The organism is Photorhabdus sp. RM322S (assembly GCF_042879395.1).
Lineage (GTDB): Bacteria > Pseudomonadota > Gammaproteobacteria > Enterobacterales > Enterobacteriaceae > Photorhabdus > Photorhabdus khanii.
Genome location: NZ_JBHFKW010000019.1, coordinates 13378 through 32603 on the forward strand (window position 1 = coordinate 13378; position 19226 = coordinate 32603).

General features: G+C 44.2%; 16 protein-coding genes and 1 pseudogene. 12 read left to right on the plus strand and 5 right to left on the minus strand.

Going from position 1 to position 19226, the window contains the following annotated elements; genetic code table 11:
• Nucleotides 1–73 precede the first annotated feature (73 nt).
• From ACGF63_RS12690 to ACGF63_RS12710, 5 genes are all read left to right on the plus strand, one after another.
• Nucleotides 74–2641: an aminotransferase class III-fold pyridoxal phosphate-dependent enzyme gene (locus tag ACGF63_RS12690; protein ID WP_387631222.1), complete on the plus strand. Its 2568-nt coding sequence runs from the start codon at nt 74–76 to the stop codon at nt 2639–2641.
• Nucleotides 2625–3662, plus strand: a complete 1038-nt coding sequence (locus tag ACGF63_RS12695) for a DUF2156 domain-containing protein (protein ID WP_152963990.1) — start codon at nt 2625–2627, stop codon at nt 3660–3662. Before ACGF63_RS12690 ends, ACGF63_RS12695 begins: the two co-directional genes overlap by 17 nt.
• Nucleotides 3663–3873: 211 nt before the next feature.
• The gene (locus tag ACGF63_RS12700) at nt 3874–3999 is read left to right on the plus strand and encodes a helix-turn-helix domain-containing protein (RefSeq protein ID WP_132354802.1); all 126 of its coding nucleotides are present in this window, start codon (nt 3874–3876) and stop codon (nt 3997–3999) included.
• 196 nt (nt 4000–4195) lie between these two features.
• Complete coding sequence (locus tag ACGF63_RS12705; protein ID WP_387631226.1) at nt 4196–4468, plus strand: antitoxin; 273 nt, start codon at nt 4196–4198, stop codon at nt 4466–4468.
• Complete coding sequence (locus ACGF63_RS12710) at nt 4468–4842, plus strand: type II toxin-antitoxin system PemK/MazF family toxin (RefSeq protein ID WP_152963989.1); 375 nt, start codon at nt 4468–4470, stop codon at nt 4840–4842. The genes ACGF63_RS12705 and ACGF63_RS12710 overlap by 1 nt, the downstream gene beginning before the upstream one ends.
• A gap of 225 nt (nt 4843–5067) precedes the next feature.
• On the opposite strand, the pseudogene tnpA reads toward ACGF63_RS12710, so the two are convergent.
• Nucleotides 5068–5394 (minus strand): annotated as a pseudogene (gene tnpA / locus ACGF63_RS12715) (IS200/IS605 family transposase); the annotation flags it as partial.
• 59 nt (nt 5395–5453) lie between these two features.
• On the opposite strand from tnpA, the gene ACGF63_RS12720 reads away from it, so the two are divergent.
• On the plus strand, nt 5454–6647 hold the full coding sequence (locus ACGF63_RS12720; RefSeq protein WP_387631230.1) for an RNA-guided endonuclease InsQ/TnpB family protein: 1194 nt from the start codon (nt 5454–5456) through the stop codon (nt 6645–6647).
• A gap of 220 nt (nt 6648–6867) precedes the next feature.
• Here the strand turns inward: ACGF63_RS12720 and lysC are convergent, their stop codons facing one another.
• Entirely contained in the window at nt 6868–8253 is a 1386-nt protein-coding gene (gene lysC / locus ACGF63_RS12725) for a lysine-sensitive aspartokinase 3 (RefSeq protein WP_152963988.1), read from the minus strand.
• Between the two features lie 298 nt (nt 8254–8551).
• Between lysC and pgi the strand changes: the two genes are divergently transcribed.
• From pgi to ubiA, 3 genes are all read left to right on the plus strand, one after another.
• On the plus strand, nt 8552–10198 hold the full coding sequence (gene pgi / locus ACGF63_RS12730) for a glucose-6-phosphate isomerase (RefSeq protein ID WP_152963987.1): 1647 nt from the start codon (nt 8552–8554) through the stop codon (nt 10196–10198).
• Nucleotides 10199–10384: 186 nt separating this feature from the next.
• Nucleotides 10385–10897: a chorismate lyase gene (gene ubiC, locus ACGF63_RS12735; RefSeq protein WP_152963986.1), complete on the plus strand. Its 513-nt coding sequence runs from the start codon at nt 10385–10387 to the stop codon at nt 10895–10897.
• A gap of 29 nt (nt 10898–10926) precedes the next feature.
• Entirely contained in the window at nt 10927–11781 is an 855-nt protein-coding gene (gene ubiA, locus ACGF63_RS12740) for a 4-hydroxybenzoate octaprenyltransferase (protein ID WP_152963985.1), read from the plus strand.
• 49 nt (nt 11782–11830) lie between these two features.
• Here ubiA and plsB read toward each other — a convergent pair whose 3' ends face one another.
• The gene (gene plsB, locus ACGF63_RS12745) at nt 11831–14287 is read right to left on the minus strand and encodes a glycerol-3-phosphate 1-O-acyltransferase PlsB (RefSeq protein ID WP_152963984.1); all 2457 of its coding nucleotides are present in this window, start codon (nt 14285–14287) and stop codon (nt 11831–11833) included.
• A 130-nt stretch (nt 14288–14417) separates the two neighbouring features.
• On the opposite strand from plsB, the gene ACGF63_RS12750 reads away from it, so the two are divergent.
• Both ACGF63_RS12750 and lexA read left to right on the plus strand, forming a co-directional pair.
• Nucleotides 14418–14789, plus strand: coding sequence for a diacylglycerol kinase (locus ACGF63_RS12750; protein WP_036846765.1), 372 nt, complete (start codon nt 14418–14420; stop codon nt 14787–14789).
• Nucleotides 14790–14908: 119 nt separating this feature from the next.
• Nucleotides 14909–15514: a transcriptional repressor LexA gene (gene lexA, locus ACGF63_RS12755; RefSeq protein ID WP_036846762.1), complete on the plus strand. Its 606-nt coding sequence runs from the start codon at nt 14909–14911 to the stop codon at nt 15512–15514.
• A gap of 135 nt (nt 15515–15649) precedes the next feature.
• Here lexA and zur read toward each other — a convergent pair whose 3' ends face one another.
• Nucleotides 15650–16159, minus strand: coding sequence for a zinc uptake transcriptional repressor Zur (gene zur, locus ACGF63_RS12760; RefSeq protein ID WP_036846759.1), 510 nt, complete (start codon nt 16157–16159; stop codon nt 15650–15652).
• Between the two features lie 219 nt (nt 16160–16378).
• Here zur and ACGF63_RS12765 point away from each other — a divergent pair, with 219 nt between their 5' ends.
• On the plus strand, nt 16379–17521 hold the full coding sequence (locus tag ACGF63_RS12765; RefSeq protein ID WP_036846756.1) for a DUF1266 domain-containing protein: 1143 nt from the start codon (nt 16379–16381) through the stop codon (nt 17519–17521).
• A 168-nt stretch (nt 17522–17689) separates the two neighbouring features.
• Here ACGF63_RS12765 and ACGF63_RS12770 read toward each other — a convergent pair whose 3' ends face one another.
• Nucleotides 17690–18880, minus strand: coding sequence for a lactate oxidase (locus ACGF63_RS12770; RefSeq protein ID WP_081738216.1), 1191 nt, complete (start codon nt 18878–18880; stop codon nt 17690–17692).
• Nucleotides 18881–19226 lie beyond the last annotated feature (346 nt).

Genomic DNA, 19226 nt, shown 5'->3' on the forward strand with positions numbered 1-19226 from the left:
ATTTATAACTCAAGAATTTTCCCATGCTGTTTACAGCATGACTTTGTGCACCTAAAAAAAGAGAGAGAGAACTATGTTTGTTAATCAATATCGTGAGAGTTTATTAAACTCTGTGGGCCTTGAACTGGATATTAAGTCTGCTGAAAATAACCGGCTTACATTATCGGATGGCCGGGTTGTTAAAGACTTTTTGGCTCAATATGGTGCATTGCCATTTGGGCATAATCCTGATTTTGCTATCACCGAAGTCAGTAAGTTCATTGAAAATAAAGAACCTATCTTCTTTCAGCCCAATATTCACAAAAAGGTACGGTTATTGGCTGAAATGCTGGCAGAACAAATAGACAAGGAAAAATACACCCACTGTACTTTTACTAACAGTGGTGCTGAGACGGTAGAAGCGGGGATTAAGTTTGCACGCCTGGTGACCGGCAGAAAAAGTATTTTGAGTCTGAATCGCAGTTTCCACGGTAAAACTTACTCGGCATTATCCGCTACAGGCTCCAATCGGTTTAAAGCTGATTTCATTTACGATGATAAGCTGTATGAACATGTTGATAGTGAAAACCTGGATGAAATAAAAAGAAAGCTGGAAAGCCGGGAATTTGCCGCATTTATCATTGAACCGGTACAGGGGGAAGGTGGAATGAAAGTGATTCCATCGGATACGCTCTCCAGTATTTTGCAATTGTGTAAGGCCAATGGCACGTTGTCAGTATTTGATGAAGTTCAGACTGGCATCGGTAGGTTGGGGGCATTCTGTGCGGCCACGCTCTATTCCCTGAAACCGGATGTGATCCTGTTTTCTAAGGCGTTGGGTGCGGGTATCTCGCCTATTGGTGCAATGTTGTATTCAGATGAACTTTATGTTTCCGAGTTCGACAAGAAACACAGCTCCACGTTTGCCAATAATGTTCTGGCGGCGACTATGGGGATTGCTGTTATCGAACATCTGACTAAAGATGACGGCAAGGCGTTAACGCATGTTCAGGAGGTCAGCAATTATGTTGATGAATGTCTTGAACAGTTGGCCGCTAAATACCCGACGCTTTTTTATTGGCAAGGTGCCGGCTTGATGCGGGGTCTGGAAATACAGGACAGTAAAGCGGTTTCCAACATATTTATCAATTTCAGCCAACGAAGTGGTGGTTTGGCTTACATTATTTGTAGTTTCTTATTGAAACACTATGGCATTTTCACTATGCCATTGATGTCCCGTCCTTGTTCTGTACGCTTTGAGCCGCCGCTTAACGTTGCCAAAGAAGATATTAAAGCGTTTTTCACGGCTTTTGATGAGGTTTGTAAACTGGTCCAGAATGGGCGATATGACATTCTGTTTTCACACTTGATAGACTTATCTGTTGCGGATCTCCCGCCACCGTCGGTCAGTTATCCAATTTCAAAAAACAACAATGTTGCTCAGATTAAAGCGCCTGTACCGCAATTGGTTGAGGGTAAGAAATTCGCTTTCCTGATTCATACCACTTCGGTCAGTGAGCTTGCGCATTCCTATTGTCTGTCAATAAAGGAGAATTACACACCGGAGCAACAGAAACAGCTCGGTAACTGGATCACGGAAGTTTCCGCGATTGATTTCAATCCTGATATCGCGGTTGAGTTTGGTGTCGAAAGCTCAACGGCATACGCTAACGGTATGCTTCTTTTCTCACCTATCAGTCCCGAAGATATGATGGCTTTGTCGGTGAAAGAACGGGCGGTGTTAATGAAGGAGTATTTTGATATAGCAGAGAAAAATGGTGCTGAAATAGTCGGATTAGGCGCTTATACATCGGTGATTACTGATGGGGGTAACAGCTTGGTGAATAATCGGCAGGGCCGGATAGTGACTAACGGCAATTCTCTGACGGCGATGGCGGTGGTTGAGGGTATTCGTTCAATGTTGGCTGAAAATGCGTCCCAGCAAACGTTGGCGGTAGTGGGGGCCAGAGGCTCTGTCGGCCGGCTTTCTGTCACCGGTTTAGCCCATAACTTTGGCCGGATTATCCTGGTTAGCCGCCCCAATAAAGCACGCATTTTGCTTTCTGAGCTGACCAAGGCGCTTCTCTCCACGGTGTTAAAAACTCACGATATTATCCAGCCAGATTCTGTCATGGATAAGATGAGGAAATGGCTTGTTAAACAAAATCCCGGTGTCACCGATGCCCGTGTGTTGCATCAGCAAGTTCTTGAAGTCATTGGCACCTTTGGTTTAGAAGCGATAGAGAGTTATGAACAATCTTTGAGTCAGGCTGACTTTATCGTCTCAGCAACCAGTGAAGGCAAGCCTTTCTTGAATACGAATTACTTGAAAGATTCCGCCATTGTTTTTGATGCGGCCAGACCATTCGATTTCATTCGTGACGGTAACCATCTTGTTTATGAAGGTGGTTTGGTCTATCAGCCTGAGAAAGTCACTTACAGCGATTGCAATCTGATCGATGTCCCTGCGGGGGTCAATCTGGCTTGCTTGTCAGAAACCATTGCTGTGGCGCTTGAGCAGGTGAGTGTTCATCAAAGCATCGGTAAGTCTATTGATTACAATGACGCATTAGCCATTCGGGATATCGCCAGGAAGCATGGGTTTATCCCGGTCCAGTATGCCCCGAAGAATCAAGGTGAACGTTATGAGTATGTTGCCTGATGTTCCCCAGGTTATTACCACCGGGAACGCTCAGGATGTTCTTGGCAACAGTCATCTTAGAAAAGTGCTCTGCTATGCAAAGCACCCGTTGAGTAGTCTGTTGTTCAATAGTGAAACACAGTGGTTTACGAATCAGAAGGGAGCGATTGGTTTCTTCCAGGACAAAAACCTACATATGTGTGTGGGTGGCATCTTGGCGCCTGACGAAGAACGCGCTGCACTTTTGCAGTTATTTCTCAATTTCACCAGAGAAAAACGGGCTTTCCCGGTTTTTCTGCACGGTGATGAGAGTGACTTTGTGTTATTGAAGAATAATGGCTTTTCTGTGAACCAGCTTGGGGCCAGTTATTCACTGAGCCTTAATGGATATAGCATGACAGGCAAGCGGTTTCAGCAGCTTAGAAATAAAATCAGCAAATCCAGAAGGGCAGGAATTTCTGTTCGAGAGATAAGCTCGCAAGAGGAATATTATCGGCTAAAACCACAACTAGAACAGATTAATCAGCTTTGGTTGAAAGAAAAACATGCGAAAGCCCTGAAAAAACTGGTGATTGATTTCAACACCGTGGAAGTGAATTCAGGTGAGCACAGAGTCTATATTGCAACTCGGGGAGAACAGATTCAGGCATATATCGTCTATAGTTACACTTGGGGGGAGACATCGGGGTGGTTTCATAATCTATCCCGAAAGAAACCGGATATACCCGACGGCACTATGCAGTTTATTAATGAAACCGCGATTAATGACTTCCTGGAAGAGGGGACAGTTTCCTACCTTCATTTAGGTTTCACCCCATTGGTGGAGTTTGGTGAGGAGAGGAACTTCAATGATTCGGCAATCTTTCATAAAATTGCCAAATGGTTGTCATCAAAAGGCGGCATTGTTTATCCTGCCGCTTCGCAACGTCAATATAAAATGAGCTGGCGGCCGTCGTTAATTGAACCGGAATATATCGCTTTCCCTAAGGGAAAGGCCATGAAGGCATTATGGTCAACATTGCGAACGACTAACAGCATTTGATGCTGTAAAAAAGTCTTATTTTAACGTTGAACAACAGGTGATCAGAATGGTGCTGGAAAGGCCGGGATGATCACCTGTCATAGCTAACACTACCTGCTTTTCTTAATAGTTAACCTTATATCTTGATTATCACTTTTGCAGAGCGATAATCCCCTGACTGATCATCAGACGTGATTAATTTAGAAGAACTTTACTGCTGCGTCGATGATTTTTGCCCAAAATTTATGCCACTCAGGCATCTACATTAGCGAATGGATTAACCCGTTCTTGGCCTAAAAAAGGAAAGATTATTGTGGATCGTCTTGGGAAACATCCATCAGAAATTTGGCTGAATTGATATTTTAATACGAATGGACAGATGCTTAAACGAATGTTTATGTAAGTGGCTTAAATACCGAATTTTCTTTTCACGCTAATCTGGCTTAACGTACTATTTTTCCTCATTCTATTGGGGCCCTTGTTTAAAGCAAAAAGTGTGACTTTGTGATACAATTAATATGTGAGATAAAGTTACACATTGATTGGAGATTATTATGGCAATAACACGTTTACGTCAACAGGGTGGGGCAGTGGTTGTCACAATTCCTAGTGACGTTGCAGCAGTAACGGGGTGGTCAGTAGGTATAAAATTGGATGTAAGAACATCAGGTGACGGAATAAGCATCAAACCAGCAGGTAGAATTGCCAGAGGCAGGAAGTCTCTTTCTGAATTGTTGCAGGGCATTGATGAAACAGAAGTGCGGACTTTCAACGAAGCAACAGCCGATGATCTAAATTCTCATCCTGTTGGTAATGAGGTGATTTAATGGTGCGTAGAAAGGACGTCCCAAGTAAGGGTGAAATCTGGCATGCTAACGGCGATCCCGTTAGCGGCAGAGAGTTTAAAGGGGCACATTACTATCTGGTTATCTCTGAATTTGCATTGAATCAAAAGTTAGGCACTGCACTTTGTGTTCCAATTACTAGTGGTGGAGGGCTAGCACGTTCTGAAGCTATTACCGTATATCTGGATGGTTCAAGTACCGATACCGGAAAAATTACCGGTGTTGCGCTTTGCTACCAGATTCGTTCACTTGATTTGAATGAACGCAAAGCTACCTATTCGGCACAAGCTGAACCTAATGTCGTTGATGAAGTATTAACTAAAGTAATAGATATTCTAGATCCTCAATTAAATTGATTGTCAAATTTTGGGATGCAGTTCAAAATAACGGGGTTTGTCAGCGGTCGCGATTTTAAAATTTGATCCCGTGAAACGTTTCTGTAAGACCTACTGGATATCGATATCCGTTTAGCAAAAACCGCCGTAAACCCTTGCCCAGTGAGGGCGGGGATTTAAGGCGAAAAGCCCAAAGGGCTTTAGAGCTGGCTACTCCGGCGTATTCTGACTGGCAACCTACGCTTTTCACGTTTCTCTCGTTGCGCCCCCTGCGCTACAGGCAAAGTATGACCTTGACCACAGAAGTCTGGTTTTGCTCTGCATCCGCAAATGCGTATTTTGCTGATAAAGGCACCGTGATGATACCGATTTTCAATGAGTCATCATGACGCTTACTGCCCGTTTCGGCGGATAGGCGGCCAGAAAATGCACATGATTACATTCACCCTCCCTCTCAACCCTTTCACCTTCTCGTTTTGCCGCCGCCGAACTGAATGCATCACGTAGCGGGTTTATCATCCGTCCATCAAAGCGCTTTCGACGGGACTTTGTTGTGAATATCACATGCACAACCCGTTGATATCTTCCTGTAACCGGCTAAAATCAATGCACTATCTCAATGAGCGCTGAATATGTTAAGAGCGACCAAAGTACGCATTTACCCCACACCAGAACAGGCGGAATATCTTAACGGCCAGTTCGGTGCGGTCCGTTTTGCGTACAACAAAGTGCTGCACATCAAAAAGCAGGTTTACAAGCGTCACGGCGTGAGTTTAAATCCGCGTAAAGACCTCAAACCGCTACTGGCGGTCGCGAAGAAATCACGCAAGTACGCCTGGCTCAAGGCATATGACGCCATCGCGTTACAGCAGGCGGTGATCAATCTGCATACCGCGTTTGATAATTTCTTTAATTCGAAGTTGCGATCCCAATTTCCCACGTTCAAACGCAAACAGGGCCGGCAATCCAGCTATCACTGTGTTGGGGTGAAAGTGCTGGATGGCGCAGTGAAGATCCCGAAATTGTTACCAATAAAGGCGCGCATACACCGAGAAATTGAAGGGCAAGTTAAGAGCATGACGCTATCCCGAACAGCCACGGGAAAATATTTCGCCGCTATCCTTTGTGACGATGGCAGGGAGGTGCCGGAAAAGCCGGGCGTTATCACCCGCGTGACCGGTTGTGATATGGGTTTATCCCACTATCTTATCCAGTCGAACGGGGAGAAGGTGAATAACCCTCGTCACCTTATCAATGCCACTCGAAACCTGCGCCGTAAGCAGAAATCGCTATCCCGCAAACAAAAGGGCAGCGCTAACCGCGGCAAGGCCCGCTTACGTCTGGCGGCAGTCCATGAGCGGATAGCCAATGCCCGCGCCGATTTTCAACACAAACTCTCTCGAACAATGGTTGACGAAAACCAAGCGGTCATTGTTGAGACGCTGAAATCGGCAAACATGATGAAGAATCACCACATTGCTCGCGCTATCGGGGATGCTGGCTGGCATGGCTTCCTTATGAAACTGGAATACAAAACCGCGGCGGCGGGTGTCCACCTGGTCAAACTGGATCAGTGGTTCGCCAGCTCGAAAACCTGCCATTGCTGCGGTCACAAAGTGCCGGAAATGCCGCTGCATAAGCGGTTCTGGCAATGCCTTTGCTGTGGTGTCGAATATGACCGTGATATCAATGCGGCGATCAACATACAGAGCAAGGGCACAGCAGAATTACAGGCGGCGGGACTCGTCGTTTCTGCCCACGGAGGCCCGCGTAAATCCGTCATATCGACGGTTGTGGCTTGTGAAGTGGGAAGCATCGCCCTTTAGGGCGGTGAGCAGTCACAATTGTCTTTCATCAGGGCCTGAATCGATAGTGATTCATAATGGCCGTTTATGGTGTCGCAGCCGCATCCCTTTATTTCAGACGATGGTATAGCACTGCCATAAATTGGCGTTGAGTATGTTGGGAAGCTCTTATAGTAGGTTTTCGCCTGACCAGTATGCCCGTTCAGCCTTTTAACTGAGCGGGATACGAATGTCTGAAAAATTATATTGACTCAAATAAACACTGATGAAGTGTTTGAACAATTTGTTCTGCGTCATTGCCTTGGACAAGCAGGCATAGGTTATGGTTGCTGGCGCCGTGACTGATCATACGGAGATTGAATCTTTCCAGCGCACTAAAAACCTGTTTTCCTAATCCACTGGTTTGAGAAAGCTGATTACCAATAATCGCTACCAGCGCCAGATCTTCTTCCACGTCAACCCTGCACAACGTTGAAAGCTCAGTCATCAGTGCATTGGTCAACAAACTGCCATTCCTGTTGGTGGAGCCGGTAGTGTCAAGTGTTAATGCCACATTCACTTCAGACGTTGTGATCAGATCCACGGAGATGTTATGACGCGACAGGATAGTAAATATTTCAGCCAAAAATCCCTGTGCGTGTAGCATTTTCAGGCTGTGCAATGTCAGTAATGTTTGTTGCCGGCGCAGGGTGATAGCACGGAACCGAGGTGGCGCTTCTGTCGTATCGCAAACCAGCGTACCGCCAGCTAGGGGATTTTTACTGGAGCCAACAAATACCGGAATACCACAGCGAATAGCCGGAAACAGTGTTGCCGGGTGCAGGATTTTAGCGCCAAATGTTGCCATCTCTGCCGCTTCATCAAAGGCAATTTTATCAATTCGTTGAGCCGCAGGAGCCACCCGCGGATCTGTGGTGTAAATCCCCGGAACATCTGTCCAGATATCAACACGTTCCAGATTCAGGGCTTCCCCCAACAGTGCCGCGGTATAGTCACTGCCACCACGTCCAAGTGTAGTGGTACGGCCTTTCTCTTCACGACCAATAAAGCCTTGAGTGACAATCAGGGTATTTTTCAGATGAGGTAAGAGATGTTCAGTTGCCAGTATTCGAAGCTGTGTGTTGTTTGGTTCTGCACGACCAAAACTATCATCGGTACGCATAATTTTGCGAATATCAAACCATTCGGCATCGGTACCACGCTGGCGAAGCAACTCGGTAAATAACAGCGTGGACATCAGCTCTCCGTGGCTGACTAATTCATCTGTCAGTGCATCCGAAGTTGCCAGCGATGCGGTTTCAGAAAGTGCTTTAATATTTTCCAGCAGACGGTTGATTTCCCGACGAATAGCATCAGATATGTGCAAACGATCAGCAATCGCATATTGAATGGTGTGGATCTGTTTCAGATAGTCAGCCCGTTTATCTGCATCGCAGCCTTCCGCCAGCGCGATTAATAGGTTAGTCATACCAGCAGAAGCAGACAGTACAACGACACGAACTTCTTTATTTGCCAGTACGATATCTGCACTGCTATTCATGGCATCGAAATTTGCCACGCTGGTACCACCAAATTTTGCGACGATATACCCGCCGGTTTCCGGGAAAAGGGATGAAACAGAACTCATTGCGATAACCTTATGTTGACTGGATGGAATTTTAGAAATATCGGGTTAACCGGCTTGAGTCAACGTAGTGAAGGGTTATATCAATATCTTTCATGATGATAGGAGAATCATAAAAGAAATTGAGGATAGCGGAGAGGGTTGGTTGTTTTTCATGCAACTCAGCAAATAGAGCTAGAAAAACTTGATTGTTTTGACCAATATCAGTGATTAAAGGAAAGGAGGCTTTAATCACAGAATTACGGGTTACAATCTTTCTTTACCTCCAATTATTTACAGTCAGTGGATAGAGAGCATCGCCATGAAAAATATCAATCCTAGTCAAACTTCAGCCTGGAAGGCATTAGAACAGCATTTTGAGCAGATAAAAGGTATTCACCTACGTGAGTTGTTTGAACAGGACAAAGATCGTTTTGCTAAGTTCTCCGCGACGTTTGATGACCAGATGCTGGTGGATTTTTCAAAAAACCGCATCACAACCGAGACATTGGAAAAGTTACAGGCGCTGGCGAAAGAGACGGATGTTGCCGGCGCTATTCGCAGCATGTTCTCCGGTGAGAAAATTAACCGTACTGAAGATCGCGCTGTACTGCATATTGCTCTGCGTAATCGCAGCAATACCCCGATTATTGTTGATGGGGAAGATGTTATGCAGCAGGTTAATGTTATGTTGGAAAAAATGAAAAATTTCAGCCAGCGGGTGATTAACGGTGAGTGGAAAGGTTATACCGGTAAGGTGATGACTGATGTTGTGAATATCGGTATCGGTGGATCAGATCTCGGCCCTTATATGGTGACTGAGGCGCTAAAACCCTATAAAAATCATCTAAATATGCATTTTGTTTCTAATGTTGATGGAACCCATATCGCGGAGACCCTGAAAGCGCTTAACCCGGAAACAACTTTGTTCCTGATTGCTTCCAAGACGTTCACTACACAGGAAACCATGACCAACGCTCACTCTGCGCGTAACTGGTTCCTGAAAACTGCCGGTGATGCAGCGCATGTTGCGAAGCATTTTGCCGCTCTTTCCACCAATGAGCAGGAAGTTAAGAAATTCGGTATTGATACCCAAAATATGTTTGAGTTCTGGGATTGGGTGGGGGGCCGTTATTCATTATGGTCAGCGATTGGTTTGTCTATTGCGCTCTCTATTGGGTTTGATAATTTTGAACAACTGCTCAGTGGTGCACACGCAATGGATCAGCATTTTGCCCATACCCAGTTTGAGCAGAATATCCCCGTATTGCTGGCGCTGATTGGCATCTGGTACAACAATTTCTTTGGCGCGGAAACTGAAGCGATTCTGCCATATGATCAATACCTGCATCGTTTTGCAGCATACTTTCAGCAGGGCAATATGGAATCCAACGGTAAATATATTGACCGCAATGGTCATCCGGTGGGTTACCAAACCGGCCCAATTATCTGGGGTGAACCGGGAACCAATGGTCAGCATGCTTTCTATCAGCTTATTCATCAGGGCACTAAACTGATCCCTTGCGATTTTATTGCTCCGGTGATCAGCCATAACCCATTGAGTGACCATCACAACAAATTGCTCTCCAACTTTTTCGCTCAAACAGAAGCGTTGGCATTCGGTAAAACCCATGAGCAAGTGGACGCTGAGTTTTCCGCCAGTGGTAAAACTGCGGTTGAAGTCGGCCATGTTGCACCATTTAAAGTGTTTGAAGGAAACCGTCCGACGAATTCCATTCTGTTGCGTGAAATTACCCCATTCAGTTTGGGTGCGTTGATTGCCATGTATGAGCACAAAATATTTGTACAAGGGGCGATTCTCAACATCTTCACCTTTGACCAATGGGGAGTTGAGCTGGGTAAGCAGCTGGCTAATCGTATTTTGCCAAAACTTGAGGAGGGTGAAGAGGTTGCCGATCATGATAGTTCGACAAATGGATTGATTAACCGTTTTAAAGCATGGCGTTAATCAATTATTCTGAATCAGGAATTTAATTTGTATAAGCGAATTGTGTTCATCATAATTCGCTCTTTTGGCAAGCATTATTTACAGAATTTATCATAACTTTTTATTCTGTATACCTACAACGTGGTATTCTCAGTGCCCATCAATTGTACTACCGGATAAAAGAAATTTGTCCTAATGGAAAATCGCATGTTAACTGACTCGATCTTAACAACGGCACCTATTCAGTGGTTTTCGGTGGATTCATCTGACTTGCCTGATGGGATTTCAGACTGGCTGATGGAGTTAGGCTCAATGACCCGCCGTTTTGAACAATACTGTGAGCGTGTTCATGTTGTACCATTCAGGGAGTTTTTTATCACAACGGAAGAACTTCTTGATGAAAGTGAGCATTTGCTAACTTGTCAGAGATACTGGCTGCGTGAGGTCGTGTTATACGGTGATAATATCCCTTGGTTATTGGGAAGAACATTGATTCCTGAAGCAACATTAACCGGCCCTGATGAAAATCTGGTTGATTTAGGAACAGTCCCGCTTGGGCGATATCTTTTTAGTAGCAATAAATTAACGCGGGATTATATTCATGTGGGGCAACAGGGGAAATGTTGGGCAAGGCGATCATTGCTGAGGTTATCAGGCAAGCCATTATTATTAACGGAAGTCTTCTTGCCTGAATCACCTGTATACGAAAGTGAAATTTAAAAAAAGGGGAGACAGAAGTGGTGGGAAGTATGGCGCAAAGTAAATGGCTGGCCTATTGCCGTTTAATGCGTATTAATAAACCCATAGGTGCATTATTGCTGTTGTGGCCGACGTTCTGGGCCTTATGGATTGCCGGGAAAGGGATCCCGGATATGCACATATTATTGGTCTTTACTGCCGGTGTGTTTCTGATGCGTGCAGCAGGATGTGTCATTAATGATTTTGCTGACAGAAAATTTGATGGTTATGTCGAACGGACAAAAACACGTCCTCTGCCCAGTGGTGCTATCAGTGAGAAAGAGAGTAAGATCCTGTTTGTCGTACTGGTGCTGATTTCTTTCGGGTTGGTTCTGGCGCTTAATAAGATGGCTATCTGGTTGTCAGTCGTTGGGTTGGCGCTGGCCTGGTTTTATCCCTTTGTTAAACGGTTCAGTCATCTTCCTCAGTTTGTTCTGGGAGCGGCTTATGGCTGGTCTATCCCAATGGGATTCGCTGCGGTTAGTGAGTCCTTACCACTAGAATGCTGGCTGTTATTTCTGGTTAATATCTTGTGGTCGGTTATTTATGATACGCAGTATGCCATGGTCGATCGTAACGATGATCTGAAAATTGGTGTTAAGTCTACTGCTATCCTGTTTGGTCGTTTCGATAAGTTGATTATTGGTTTACTGCAACTTGCTATGTTGCTGGTTTTGCTGTTGGTGGGTTATATGATGAATCTGGGCGGCATCTATTATTGGTCATTGTTGCTTGCCGGTGCCTTATTTATTTATCAGCAGAAACTGATGGCAGGTCGGGAAAGAGAACTTTGTTTCCAGGCATTCCTCAATAATAACTATGTTGGTGTGGTGTTATTTTTGGGTATCTTCTTCAGTTACGTTTGATATATCGGGTGATAATGGGGAAAACCCATTATCACCCGGATGTTAAAAATTACACTTCTTGAGTTGTCTCTTCTGCATCGTTGTGTTCAGCCGGCAAACTGACACTCTCAATAGTCAGACGGATTTCAGGTGACATCAGCTCACTCAACACCTGATACAGCTCCTGAGTATTTGCGGTAATCACATCACCACTATCACTGATATACCCTTCTTCACGCAGTGTATTTACCGATGTGGTGAATACCGCCTTATCGAAGAATTCAGGTGCATTAATGCCATGCAATACCGATAGACGTTGTGCCAGCATTCGGCTCTCTTTCTCCAGCGCACCCCGGCTGATTTCCGGGTTGGCATTCAGTAAGGAGAGGGTGATGGCATAACGTTGCAGTGTTTCGCGGACACCGGCTGCCAGCAATTGCAATGGGCGAATACGCGCTGGATTCAACACCAGCATACCTTGTTCTTTGTTACAGATAAGGCTCTGGCGAGTAAGCTCATTAACCAGGATATTAACCACTTCTCGCAGATCTGCTTTGTTGTAACGTATAAACAGTTCTGCTTTGAGCAGGGGATAAATGATTTCTACCTGGCTTAGTAACGCTTCACGGCTGATACGGCGATGATCAATAACGATGCAGGCAATCAGTGATGGCAGTACCAATAAATGCTGGATATTGTTGCGGTAGTAGGTCATCAGAACCGCACGCTCACGCGGCAGGATAATGATGTCGCCCATACTGTCTTTGTCTACCTCGAACTTATCCATTTGCAGAGCGTGTTCTAACAACTCTTCTGCGGTTTTCTTTGGCACAGTAACATCGGTTGTATAAGGCGCGTTGCGCATGAGCTGTATATAACAATCCAGTTGCTCGAGCAGTTGCTCACGAGTAAGTGCTCGCTGACGTGATGACAGCAGGGCAGTTGAACACAGGTTGATTGCGTTAGCAGCTGCGGCATTGTTGATGTTCACCATAATTTTCCCGGCCAGCTTACTGACTGTCGGGTTAACCCATTCGGGACGGTGAAACTCTATTGGGTCAATAGAATCGCGCCAGTCAGGAACATGGTGATTAAGATATTGGATCAACGGGATAGGTTCACCAAAGTTTACATAGCCTTGCCCCAAATTACGAAGTTTACGCAAACCGCGTATCATCTGGAAAAAGCTCTCTTTCTCTTTGGTTGCTCCCCGCAGCTCTTTGGCATAGGTGGCAACTTCCATCACATGTTCGTAACCGATATAAATTGGCACGATAGTGATTGGGCGTGATTCACCTCTCAACATTGCTTGTAACGTCATGGTCAGGGTGCCCGTTTTGGGATCGAGCAAACGACCTGTCCGGGAACGGCCACCTTCCATAAAGTATTCAACAGAATAGCCGCGTGCAAATAACTCACCCAGATATTCACGGAATATCGTGGCATAGAGTTTATTACCTTTAAAAGTGCGGCGGATGAAAAATGCACCAAGGCGGCGGAATATCGGCCCTGCCGGCCAGAAATTCAGGTTGATACCCGCGGCGATATGGGGCGGTACCAAACCCTGATGGTAAAGCACATAGGAGAGCAGCAGATAATCCATATGACTACGGTGGCAGGGCGCATAAACCAGTTCGTGACCATCCTGTGCCAGACGACGGATGCGTTCAGCATTGTGAACATTGATCCCCTGATACAGACGGTTCCAGGTCCAGCTAAGTACACGATCTGACAGCCGTACCGTTTCATAAGAGAAATTTGCGGCAATCTCTTCCATCATGTTAACGGCATTCTGTTGCGCTTTCTCATGGGAGATTTTCTTGCTGCGGGCCTCATCGGTGACGGCCTTTTCTATTGCTTTTGAAGCCAGCAGCTTATTAAACAGCTCCTGACGAACAGGCAGGCGCGGACCCACTGCCGCCAGGCGTTGGCGTGAATAGTGCATTCGTGCCACGCGAGCCAGCTTGTGAGCAATTGTCTTGTCTGTGCCATGCTCAGTTGCCATATAACGCAGAGATACGGTGTTTGAAAAACGGACAAAACTGTCCCGGCCCAGCCAGAGAATAGCGAAGAATTTCTGGATACCATTAAGTAGCCGCAGATGTGGGGTGCTGTGTCCTTCACGTCCGGGTGAACGACCAAACATGACAGAAACTGGCAGCATTTGAATATCCAGGTTTGGATTATTACGATGCAGATCCAGATAAGCATGGAAAATTTTTACGGATTCCTGCTTTGGCGCGCAATAGCGGAATACGCGTGGGCCATTATCGATAAATACATAGCCCGGAAGCTCAGTATCACCTATCTCCAGTGAGTTTAAAGGGTCCGGCAGATCCTGCTCAAGACATTGCTGACGTAATGTCAGTAAGTCTGCTTTGGAGTGATACGGCAAGACGTACAGAATAGGGCGTGTTGTATCGAGCCGTAATTCGGTAATGGGATCTGTAGGAATAAGCTTGCTCTTTACCAGTATTTTCAGTGGTAAATTCAATAATTTATAATATATTTTACGCCAACCTGACATAAATAACTTGAAGCCTCTTGTTAGCAATACGTCGCAAGCATACCAGAAACAGGTGTTGAGATCTGTTATGTTAAGACGATAATAAAAGATAGAAAGTGGCAAATAACCTTATATTTGGTGTGAATAACTTATGGCAAATCAATCCAAGGGACTGACCCGTATCATCAAAGCAACCGTATATTCGATGAAAGGTCTCAGGGCTGCGTGGCAAAATGAAGCGGCTTTCCAGCAGGAAATAATCGTATCTATATTGGCGGTAATTATTGCATTTTATCTGGATATCAGCGCAATTGAGCGCATTTTACTGATTGGTTCAGTGATGCTGGTGGTGATTGTGGAGATCCTGAACAGTGCTATTGAAGCTGTCGTTGATCGTATTGGCAGCGAATTCCATGAACTGTCCGGCCGGGCAAAAGATATGGGATCGGCGGCGGTCTTTCTGACGATGATGCTATCGTTAATTGTCTGGAGTACCATTCTCTGGCGCTATTTTGTGACCTGATTTAGTTTAATAATGAGTCATTATACTATATTGGGCTGATTTTCTGCCCTGGCAGGTTCCCAATCGCTATTTACCTGTATATACTCACAGTTTGACTGTATAAACACACAGGGGGCGAAATGAAAGCACTTACCGTAAGGCAGCAGCAGGTTTATGACTTGGTGCGTGACCACATTTCGCAAACGGGTATGCCACCAACGCGTGCTGAAATTGCATCACGTCTTGGTTTCCGTTCACCTAATGCGGCTGAAGAGCATTTAAAAGCATTGGCTCGCAAAGGGGTGATAGAGATTGTTGCCGGGGCATCCAGGGGTATCCGTTTGCTGCTAGAAGAATCTGGTTTACCGTTGATTGGTCGTGTAGCCGCAGGTGAACCACTGTTGGCGCAGGAGCACATTGAAAGTCATTATCGGATTGATCCTGCACTGTTTAAGCCAAGTGCAAATTTCCTGTTGAGAGTCAGCGGTATGTCCATGAAAGATATTGGGATTATGGATGGTGATCTGTTGGCTGTGCATAAAACACAGGATGTTCGTAATGGGCAGGTTATTGTTGCCCGTATTGACGATGAAGTAACTGTAAAACGTTTTAAACAGACTGGAAATAAAGTTGAATTATTGGCAGAAAACCCTGAGTTTAAGCCAATCGTGGTGGATCTGCGTGAACGGAGCCTGACAATTGAAGGATTAGCCGTCGGGGTGATTCGTAACGGTGATGGGTTTTGATAGTAAAATATCGAATCGTTGTTTTTTGATGATTGTCAAAGAGTTGCAATATTCCGGCAGAATCATGTTATTGGTTTATCAATATGATTATCTTGAACGTGATTCTGCGGTTGCCAACCGCTATTTACAGGTTCTCTATTTCTTTTTTACCTCAATACTGTGGTCGTGCTGGCATCCATCCCGCTCAGTACAGGATTCAATCTCTGCACAAGAGGAACATAAACCATGCGCTTCAATGACGGTATGGCGTAAACTGAATCCGGCGGTTTTTGCTAACTGTTGAATAGCGGATTCAACGGCTCCACTATCTCGTTCTGTAACAGAACCGCAGCGGTCGCAAATAAACATTGCTGAGGTGTGGCTTGGTTGTTCGATATGGTGGCACAGCACATAACTGTTGGTGGATTCTATTTTATGAATAAATCCCTGTTCCAGCAGAAATTCCAGTGCCCGGTATATGGTTGGTGGTTTAGCCTGTGGTTCTGCTTCCCGCAATAAATCCAGTAAATCATAAGCACTGATTGCGCCGGGTTGTTCTGAAATTAGACGCAAAACTTCAAACCGCTGCGGAGTAAAGCGAACTCCCCGTGCCAGGCAAATAGCTTCGGCTTGTTCCAGTAACTTTTTTTGGTTAATCAGTTTCATTGCGCCCCTTACAGCCAGCATGATAACAATATTAGGATGTTATCATGTTTCTACGATAGAAAATATTCTCCAGAAAAGTTTACTGTGCTTGTCCCTTGATGGGGTTAATTTGGTTAAATTGATACTTAGAAGCAAAAATAATGTTTTCTTGAGGTTTGTGATAATACAGATAAGAATTATCATATATGGTAGATAATCTTCGGAAAGGAATCATTTGTGATGAAAGAACTTTTACAAAATCAGCCTCATTATAGGCAGTTTCCTGCTAAAGGCTATCAGGTAATAAAGAATATTATCTGTGAAAAAAGAAAGTTACCTTTTATGAGTTCATTATACGCATTGATTAATATTTTATTTGTAATTGCAGTCTGTATGGGAATTATATTATCTGTGGCAATTGTATTATTTATAATAGATAATGTATCCGTCCCTACTACAGACTATTTACTTCTGGCACAAGTAGTCAGTATAGCATTATTTTCAGTAATGTTACTTTCAGTTATTATTTATCGTATTGTTAAACGTCCTGAATGGGAACAACGGCGTTATTATCAACAAGCAGGTTTATCTTTTTTACCGGAAGAAAAGCGCCAGGTATTGCGGTTAAATATTGTGAGTGACTATTGGCTGGGTTTTTGGAGTGAAACTCTGGAGCATTATCCTTTGCAGTCACGGGTTGCTCATGATAACTATCGTTACTGCCTGCTCCCGTTATCACCTACTCAGGAACATCAATCCCAACTATACAGTGACTGGGGAATTATTGATGAAGAAGGCTATATGAAAATGCTAACCGGTTTGTGGGATGGGATGCATTCAAAACATTTTGCTGTTGATGCTGCGCTTAGTGATGGCAAAATGTTTAAAGTTCTTGCCAAATTAGTTGAAGTAACACCTGCCTCTATTCGTAAATGTTCTCAAACGGCTAATGGGCGCCCACCTGCATTAGTGTGGGGATTTGATTTGTGGCTTGCAATTGTTTTAAGCCGTAATTGTTTTTGCGCTGGTTATATCAGTGAAGACGTGGCATGGAAAAATATGCTGAAAACCGCTGATTATATTTATGAAATCTTTGGCCGCTTTGATGAGTTCTATACAAACTTCCGGTTGGGTAATGCCTACTGGAGTAATGATTTTGACAAGAGTAAAGAACGGTTGGATCAGTTTAATTATTATAAATTATATTGTGACTGGCCAATTGCCAGCCTGCCGTGGCCTGAGCCAAAAGGCATTATTATGGAACGGCAAATGATGACAGGTTTTTCTGCATTAGTAGAAGATGTTTTACGTAGTAGAATGGAAGAACAACAACGTTATGAAATTGATATTGCGGAGCCGTCAGCGTCTCGTATACTTCATTAATATTTATATTAAACTTTTCCCCTTGAAGAATATTTCAGGGGAAAAGTGAAAATTCTATTTTACCAGTTAAATTATAAAAATTACCGTGGTTAACAGAATTTACCCCATTTCCTGAAATCATCTATTTCAAATGAAACGGGGCTGATATTTACGTCATCAGTTAATGAGTTAAATTAAACTGATAAACTTTCTCTCAATATCTTTAATAGCTGCGCATCCCGCCAGCTTCATGCTAAGTTTCAGCTCATCTTTAAGCAGGTTTAAAACGGAAGTTACGCCTGGTGCTCCACCCAATGCCAGTCCATATAAAATTGGTCTGCCGATAGCGACAGCTTTGGCGCCTAATGCGAGTGCTTTAAACACATGAATACCGCGACGGATACCGCCATCTAAATAGACCGGAATATGATGTCCAATGGCTTCAACAATGCTTGGTAATGACTTGATTGCTGCCGGGACAGTATCTAATTGCCGGCCGCCATGGTTAGAAACTTGAATAGCTGCGGCTCCGTGGTCAATACATTCTTTAGCATTTTCGGCAGATTGAATACCTTTTACGATGACAGGAAGACCTGATTCTTTGACGATAAATTCCAGATCCTTAAAATCAAGATCCCGTTTAAATAGCGCTGTAATTTCTGATAATGGTGCACCGGCGGTAGCGCCAGGAATATTAGGAAATGGAAGTGAACGTGGGTAGGTAAATTTATTGCGTCTATCGGTTTCCCTATTACCACTCCACTCTAAATCAACCGTAAATACGATGGCGGTTGCACCCATAGCTTTAGCCCGGCGTATTAGTTCACGGTTCATACCCATATCTTTGGTAAAATAAATTTGGAACCATTTGGGGCCGTTACTCACTTTTGCTATCTCTTCAAGAGATGAATTAGACAGAGTTTGTGCAGTAAACAGGGCACCAGCGGCAGCCGCGCCACGCGCTGTTCCCAATTCAGCCGAGATATGAGCCAGTCCATGTGCTGCCATCGGTGGAATGAAAATAGGCATATCCACTTTGCTGCCGAGTAATTCGGTTGTTGTGTCAGGTTCTTTTATCCCCGCGAGATAGCGGGGAATAATTTGGTAATCGTCAAAGGCTCTGGTATTTTCACGTAGCGTCCATTCATCACCTGAACCGCCGCTAATATAGCCAAATTGAGGGGCAGGAATCAGTTTACGTGCTTCTTCTTCCAAATCATAAAGATTAATAATATCAAGGGCTTTTTCTTCGCTACCTGTTTTATAAGCTCCTTGCAGTTTTATGTTAGCAGTTGCAGCATTAGCTGAAGATACCGTAGATAGGATACCGGCAGCAGCAAGACTTAATCCTCCAACCATGACGTCTCTTCTTGATGGCATACAATTCTCCCTTACTTAAAGTAGGCTTATAAATATTGACAATAGAATTTGTCCACATATATAAGAATAGACAAATTCTGGATAATTCAAGCTAATAAATACTTAAGCATGTTTTTATGAGCTTACAAAGCCTGTTGGAGCCGGTTTTTTTGTTATGCGAGGTTTATCTAAAAAATTAAAATTTAGTTTTAGGTATTGAACTATTGCCTAAATTAACTATACGAAAATAGTTAATTGCTATAAGTTATAAAAAATTTTCATCGTTCTTTGTCAGAAAGAGACTATTATTGAAATGCAATATTAAAATGGTATTAGATTATAGGTCAGATGTTCTATTTTAATATCT